The sequence below is a fragment of the Tardiphaga sp. genome (assembly GCF_028290785.1).
GTDB lineage: Bacteria > Pseudomonadota > Alphaproteobacteria > Rhizobiales > Xanthobacteraceae > Tardiphaga.
Genome location: NZ_JAQGJD010000034.1, coordinates 1 through 7136 on the forward strand (window position 1 = coordinate 1; position 7136 = coordinate 7136).

The window sequence follows — 7136 nt, forward strand, 5'->3', positions numbered from 1 at the left end:
TGCAGGGCGAACTGCCCGGCGTGCGCTTCATGACCACCGAAGGCGGCGCATCGGAGTGGCAGGATTTCAAAAGCTGGCGCGACGCCCAGAGCGACGCCGATCCGCACATCGCTTTGAGCAAGAATGATATCGCGATCCAGCTTTACACTTCCGGCACCACCGGCAAGCCGAAGGGCGCGATGCTCTCGCACGACAACTTCCTGTCGCTGCTGCGGATCGCCGAGATCGATACGCCGGACTGGAATGTCTGGACCGAAAAAGACGTCTCGCTGGTGGCGATGCCGATCTTCCATATCGGCGGCATCGGCTGGGCGGTCTATGGCCTGTATCACGGCGCCAAGAGCGTGATCATGCGGGAGTTCGATCCCACCAAGGTGCTGGATTATTTCGAGCAGCACGGCATTACCAAACTGTTCCTGGTGCCGGCGGCGATGCAGTTCATCGTCCGCCAGCCGCGTGCCCGCGAGGTGGATTTTTCGAAGCTGCGCTACATCCTGTACGGCGCGTCGCCGATTCCCGCCGCGCTGCTGAAGGAATGCATCAGCGTGTTCGGCTGCGGCTTCGTGCAGATGTACGGCATGACCGAAACCACCGGCACCATCGTGGTGCTGGACCCGGAGGACCACGTCGAGGGCCGCGACTGCATGCGCTCCGCCGGCCGCGCGCTGCCCGGGGTCGAGATCGCCATTCTCGATGCCAACAATCAGCCGCTGCCCGTGGGCGAGGTCGGCGAGATCGCGACGCGTTCGGGATCGAACATGGTGGGTTACTGGAACCTGCCGGAAGCCAGTGCGCGCACGCTCGGTGCCGACAACTGGCTGCGTACCGGCGATGCCGGCTATCTCGACCAGGATGGCTATCTCTACATCCACGACCGCATCAAGGACATGATCATCTCCGGCGGCGAGAACATCTATCCCGCCGAGGTGGAGAGTGCGATCTGCGATCATCCGGATGTCGCCGAAGTGGCGGTGGTCGGCGTGCCCGACGATGTCTGGGGCGAGGCGGTGAAAGCGGTGGTGGTGTTGAAGCCCGGCAAGACGGTCAGCGCGACCGACCTGATCGGGTTCACGCGGCAACGCATCGCCGGATTCAAGTCGCCGAAGTCGATCGACTTCATCGCAGCCTTGCCGCGCAATGCGTCGGGCAAGATTTTGCGGCGGCATCTGCGCGATCCCTATTGGGAAGGCCGGGAGCGGCAGGTGAATTGAGCGCGTAGCGCAGTCACCGCCACACTGTCATTCAGGAGCGCGGCCGGCTCTTGCCGGACGCGAACCCGGAATCTCGAGATGGGAGTCTCCGAGCTGGAAGCCAACTCGGGATTCCGGGTTCACGCCGGCCCGCTTCGCCGGCCGGCGCGCCCCGGAATGACGAGGAGAGATGCCAAAAGAAAAAAGGCCCGCTTGCGCGGGCCTTTGAAATTCAGTTGATGACGTTGCGCTTACGCGGTCTTGGCGTAGGACGCGGCTTTGGCAAAATTGTCCTGCGCCGACTTCGCACCGTCGGCGACGAGGGTGCCGAGATATTCGGTGGACGACTTCGCCCGCGACACCAGCACTTCGCCATGCGCACGCACCAGGTCGGACTGGATCTGCACGGCCTCGTTCAGCGACTTGGCCGAAGCGAGTTTGTCGATGCCGGCGAAGAAGCTGGCGACATCCTGGTAGAACGCGGTCTGGATATTGCGGCTGATCTTGGCGGCTTCGCTCACCGAGCTCGATACCGCGGTCTCGATAGCAGAGGTCACCTTCTCGGTGCCGGCATGGAACTCCGCGGCCTTGTCCGAGGCGGTGCCGGCGGCGCGCTTGACGAAGTCGCGGGTCGCTTCGGGCACTTCCATGGTCTGCAGCTTGGCGAAGGCGTCGGTCACCGGCGCGAACGCCTGCTTGACGCTGTTCAGCACGGTGTTGGTTTCGGTCTCGGTGGTCATGGTCGTCTCCATCCTCAGGGTGTGAGCAAATGGCTCGGCCCGTCCGTTTGGCCCGGGATGCAACTTCTATGACATGGTAAATGCCGCGCCGCAACATTGATGGTGCGGTGCGATATCACGAATCCGTGAACAGCATCATTTGGTGGCGGTAATCGCCTACGTCTTGCGCAGGAAAATGTGACACCCGTCGCGGGTATACGTTTGATGCTTAAAACAAACGGGATTCCGCTTTAGGCCAATCATACGCCCGCTCCTAAAATTGGCACTCCGCAAAGATGGCGGATTAAAATAATAGCATCCTTATAAACGCCCCTGCACCGGCGGCGGATTCAGCCGGTCGCGATGGCCTCGAAGGCTCAGAATGGGCCGGCCGTTTTTGTCGTTGCAAATCCGCGCTACGAATGGGCACACTCGCCGGTAGAGCGCCGCAAAGGCGCCATGGGATGTGCGACGGGAGGGGTGTCATGGCGGAAGCCGGCAGGAAGCTGTCCTCGATGGACGCGTCGTTTCTATATCTGGAAACGCCGGAAATGCCGATGCACGTCGGCAGCATGGCGATCTTCCGCCTCCCCGACGACTATGCCGGCGACTTCTTCGAGGACTTCAAGGCGATGATCGCCTCGCGGCTACATGTGGCGCCGATCCTCAAGGCGCGGCTGGAGAAGGCGCCGCTGGACATCGACCACCCCTCCTGGGTCGAGGACGACCAGTTCGACATCGACCGCCATATTTTTCGCGGCAGCCTGCCCGCCCCGCACGATCGCGCCACGCTGGAGCGCATCGTCGGCTGGATGCATGCCAAGCTCTTGAACCGCGCCCGGCCGCTGTGGGAGTTCTACGTCTTCGAAGGCATGAAGGACCGCGAGATCGGGCTGTACTCCAAGATGCATCACGCCTGCATCGACGGCGGCGCCGGCGCCGCGCTGACCAGCATGATCTATGACGTCACGCCGATCCCGCGCGAGATCGAAAAGCCGGCGATCCGCGAGAAATTGCGTCAGGAACCGCGCGACATCGCAGCAAGCTTCATCGATTCCTACCAGCAGCTATGGCGGCAGCCGCTGGAGGGCGCCGGCAAGGGCATCGACCTGCCGCGCTCCGGCAAGAGCGACATCGGCTCGATCCTGTTCGACAATGCCATGTTCCAGATCGAGAGCGCGGTGAAATTCGCCGGCTCCATTCCTACCATGCTGAAAAGCGTCTCCGACGTGATGGCCAAGATCGCCGATCCGAAGTCGCGCGACAGCCTCAACAGCATGCTGTCGCCGCCGACTTTGCTCAACAAGACGATCTCGTCGGAGCGCAGTTTTGCCGGCGTCTCGGTGCCGCTGTCGGCGGCCAAGGCGGTCGCCAAGCAGGCCGGCGGCAAGCTCAACGACGTGGTGCTGGCGCTGTCATCCGGCGTGGTGCGGCGCTATCTGCTGGAGAAAGGCGCCCTCCCCGCCAAGGCAATGACCGCGGCGGTGCCTATTTCGCTGCGCGAGGAAGGCAACACCGACGCCAACAACCAGGTGTTCGGCATGATCTGCTCGATCGCCACCAACATCGAGGATCCCAAGGAGCGGCTTGAGGCGATCATCGCGCAATCGACCAAATCCAAGGAGATGTCGCATCCGCTGCGGGCACTGATGCCGCAGGTCTCCAGTCTGTCGATGCTCGGCGCGCCGATCATGGTGCAGATCCTGGCGCTGCTCTACAGCCGCACCAACCTCTCCGACGTGCTGCCGCCGTCCGCCAACATTACCGTGTCGAACGTGCCGGGGCCGCGGCAGACCCTCTATGCGGCCGGCGCCGAGTTGCTGCACATCTTCCCGGTGTCGATCGCCACCCATGGTCTGGCGCTCAACATCACCGTGCAGAGCTACCGCGACCAGCTCGATTTCGGCTTCATCGCCGGCGCCAACATCATTCCCCATGTGCAGGTGCTCACCGACATGCTGCCGGGCGAGTTCGCGTTGTTGCAGGCGGCGTTCGCGCCACCCGACGAACTCAAGAGTGCCGCCAGTTGAAAGCCCAACATGATTGAAATGCCGCCGTTGCAGTTCGCCGAGGTCAACGGCATTCGCATGGGATATTACGAGGCCGGCCCCAGAACCGACGCGCCACCGGTGGTGCTGTGCCACGGCTGGCCGGAAATGGCGTTCTCCTGGCGGCACCAGATCAAGGCGCTAGCCGAGGCTGGCATTCGCGTCATCGCGCCGGACCAGCGCGGCTACGGCGCGACCGACCGGCCCGAGAAGGTCGAGGACTACGACATCGAGCATCTCACCGGCGACCTGATCGGCCTGCTCGACCATCTCAAGATCGACAAAGCGGTGTTCGTCGGCCACGACTGGGGCGGCTTTATCGTCTGGCAGATGCCGCTGCGCTACATCGACCGCGTCGCCGGCGTGGTCGGCGTCAACACCCCGCATACTGATCGCGCGCCGATCGACCCGTTGCTGATCTATCGCAAGCGGTTTGGCGACAGCATGTACATCGTCCAGTTCCAGGATCCCGCGCGAGAGCCGGACCGGATCTTCGCCGGCCATGTCGACAAGACCTTCGATTTTTTCATGCGCAAGCCGATGCCGCGCAAGGCGCCGGCCGCGCCTGGCGCGACCGAACAGGCCGCATCTCCGACCGCCGGCATCGGCGCGTCGCCGAAAACCAATCTGGCTTTTCCGCAAATGGTCGCCGGCTACGACCCGGCGCGCGATCCGCGACCGAAAATCCTGTCGGACGACGAGAAGCAGGTGTTTGTCGATGCGTTCCAGACATCAGGCTTCACCGGCGGCATCAACTGGTACCGCAACATGAGCCGCAACTGGGAGCGCGCCGCCGGTCTCGACCACACGGTGCGCGTACCGGCGCTGATGATCATGGCGGAGAACGATGCGGTGCTGCCGCCCTCCGCCGCCGACGGCATGGAAAAGATCGTGCCGGACCTCGAAAAATATCTGGTGAAGGGCAGCGGCCACTGGACGCAGCAGGAGAAGCCCGACGAAGTCAGCGCCAAGCTGATCGAGTGGCGGCGGAGAAGATTTGGGTGACCGTTGGATGGGTAGAGCGAAGCGAAACCCATCAACCAAGCCATTGCCGCGATGGGTTTCGCGAAGACGCTCTACCCATCGTACAGAACGAAAGCCTCGCCACGTCATTGCGAGCGCAGCGAAGCAATCCAGAGCCACAAACGAAGGCTGGATTGCTTCCTCGCAAGGGCTAAGGGGAAAGCCAATTGGCTTTCCCTGACCTCGCAATGACGAACAGCATCTACGGGGGAAATTGAATATGCCGCCCACCAACAAGCTCGCTCCGATCCCGCATCCGCCGAAGCAACCGGTGGTGGGCAACATGCTGTCGCTGGATGCCAATGCGCCGGTGCAGGACCTCGCGCGATTGAGCAAGGAGCTCGGGCCGATTTTCTGGCTCGACATGATGGGCGCGCCGATCGTGATCGTCGGTGGCCACGACCTGGTCACCGAACTCAGCGACGAGAAGCGCTTCGACAAGGCGGTGCGCGGCGCGCTGCGCCGGGTCCGCGCCGTCGGCGGCGACGGGCTGTTCACCGCCGACACCAGCGACCCGAACTGGGGCAAGGCGCACAACATCCTGCTGCAGCCGTTCGGCAACCGCGCCATGCAGTCCTACCATCCCAGCATGGTGGATATCGCCGAGCAGCTCGTGAAGAAATGGGAGCGGCTCAACGTCGATGAGGAGATCGACGTGGTCCACGACATGACCGCACTGACGCTGGACACCATCGGCCTGTGCGGCTTCGACTATCGTTTCAACTCGTTCTACCGGCGCGACTATCACCCGTTCGTGGAATCGCTGGTGCGTTCGCTCGAGACCATCATGATGACCCGCGGCCTGCCGCTCGAGCATCTGTGGATGCACAAGCGCCGCCGCGATCTTGCCGGCGACGTCGCCTTCATGAATTCCATGGTCGACGAGATCATCGCCGAACGCCGCAAGGCGGCCGAGGCCGCAGACGGCAAAAAGGACATGCTCGGCGCCATGATGACCGGCGTCGATCGCTCGACCGGCGAGCAGCTCGACGACGTCAACATCCGCTACCAGATCAACACGTTTCTGATCGCCGGCCACGAGACCACCTCGGGGCTGCTGTCCTGCGCTATCTACGCGCTACTGAAACATCCGGAGGTGCTGAAGAAGGCCTATGCCGAAGTCGATCGCGTGCTCGGCCCCGATGTCGATGCCAGGCCGACCTATCACCAGGTCACGCAGCTCAACTACATCACGCAGATCCTGAAGGAGTCGCTGCGGCTGTGGCCACCGGCCCCAGCCTATGGCATCGCACCGATCCAGGACGAGACCATCGGCGGGCAATACAAACTGCGCAAGGGCACCTTCGTCACCGTGCTGGTGCTGGCGCTGCACCGCGATCCCTCGGTGTGGGGACCGAATCCCGACGCCTTCGATCCCGAGAATTTTTCCAAGGAGGCAGAGGCAGCGCGCCCGATCCATGCCTGGAAGCCGTTCGGCAACGGCCAGCGCGCTTGCATCGGCCGCGGTTTCGCCATGCACGAGGCGGCGCTGGCGCTCGGAATGATCCTGCAGCGCTTCCGGCTCATCGACCACCAGCGCTACCAGATGGTGCTGAAGGAGACGCTGACCATCAAGCCCGACGGCTTCAAGATCAAGGTGCGGCCGCGCGCCGATCTGGATCGCGGCGCCTATGCCGGACGGACAGGCGCGACTGCTGCCGCGATACCGCTGGCGCAGGCCGCCACCGGGCGTGCACGACCGAGCCACAATACGCCGCTGCTGGTGCTGTACGGCTCCAACCTCGGCACCGCCGAGGAACTGGCGACGCGGGTCGCCGATCTCGCCGAGGTCAATGGTTTTGCAACAAAGCTCGCGCCGCTGGACGATTTTGTCGGCAAGCTGCCGACCGAGGGCGGCGTGTTGATCTTCTGCGCGTCGTATAACGGCGCGGCGCCGGACAACGCCACGCAGTTCGTCAAATGGCTGGGCGGCGAGTTGCCCAAGGATGCCTTTGCCGGCGTCCGCTACGCCGTGTTCGGCTGCGGCAACAGCGACTGGCTCGCCACCTACCAGTCGATCCCGCGCACGATCGACGACCAGTTGCGGGCGCACGGCGCCAGCAACGCCTATGTCCGCGGCGAAGGCGATGCCCGCGACGACCTCGATGGGCAGTTCGAAGCCTGGTTCGCGAAGCTGCGGCCACTGGCAGTGCAGG

The 7136-nt window shown here is 63.5% G+C and carries 5 protein-coding genes; 4 read left to right on the forward strand and 1 reads right to left on the reverse strand.

Features of this window, described 5'->3' with window-relative positions:
- Positions 1-1211 (forward strand): long-chain-fatty-acid--CoA ligase (locus JWR89_RS01945; RefSeq protein WP_299711112.1); only part of this gene is annotated, 1211 nt, incomplete at its 5' end.
- A gap of 230 nt (positions 1212-1441) precedes the next feature.
- Here JWR89_RS01945 and JWR89_RS01950 read toward each other — a convergent pair.
- On the reverse strand, positions 1442-1930 hold the full coding sequence (locus tag JWR89_RS01950; protein WP_299711115.1) for a phasin: 489 nt from the start codon (positions 1928-1930) through the stop codon (positions 1442-1444).
- A gap of 464 nt (positions 1931-2394) precedes the next feature.
- Here JWR89_RS01950 and JWR89_RS01955 point away from each other — a divergent pair, with 464 nt between their 5' ends.
- The 3 genes from JWR89_RS01955 to JWR89_RS01965 all read left to right on the forward strand — a co-directional run.
- A complete protein-coding gene (locus JWR89_RS01955; protein WP_299711117.1) occupies positions 2395-3939 on the forward strand; it encodes a wax ester/triacylglycerol synthase family O-acyltransferase in 1545 nt (514 codons plus the stop codon).
- A gap of 9 nt (positions 3940-3948) precedes the next feature.
- Positions 3949-4962, forward strand: a complete 1014-nt coding sequence (locus JWR89_RS01960) for an alpha/beta hydrolase (RefSeq protein ID WP_299711120.1) — start codon at positions 3949-3951, stop codon at positions 4960-4962.
- Positions 4963-5200: 238 nt separating this feature from the next.
- The coding region (locus JWR89_RS01965) for a cytochrome P450 (protein WP_299711123.1) at positions 5201-7136 on the forward strand (1936 nt) is incomplete at its 3' end.